Genomic DNA, 230 nt, shown 5'->3' with positions numbered 1-230 from the left:
CGAATACCTGCTGCGCCAATTGGAACTGGGTGTGCTCGACGCCGCGCTGGTGTTCCAGCCGCAGTACTGGCCGGGTTTGCAGGTGGAGCAGGTGCTGGAAGAAAAGCTGATCCTGGTGCAACTGGTGAGCAAGCCGGGCCCGTATGTGTATATCGACTGGGGCCCGGGGTTTCGCCAGCAGCATGACGCCGCGCTGCCCGACAAGGCCCGCGCTGCGCTGAGTTTCAACC

Annotated in this window: 1 protein-coding gene; it reads left to right on the top strand. The window is 63.5% G+C overall.

The features are described 5' to 3' along the window. Positions 1–230, top strand: a 230-nt coding sequence (locus tag KB213_RS12385; RefSeq protein ID WP_456306881.1) for a hypothetical protein, incomplete at both ends; no start/stop codon positions are given.

The sequence above is a fragment of the Neokomagataea anthophila genome (genome assembly GCF_018122595.1).
Lineage (GTDB): Bacteria > Pseudomonadota > Alphaproteobacteria > Acetobacterales > Acetobacteraceae > Gluconobacter > Gluconobacter anthophilus.
The sequence above is the reverse complement of the archived record's forward strand: the minus strand, read 5'-3'. Positions and strand labels throughout refer to the sequence as shown.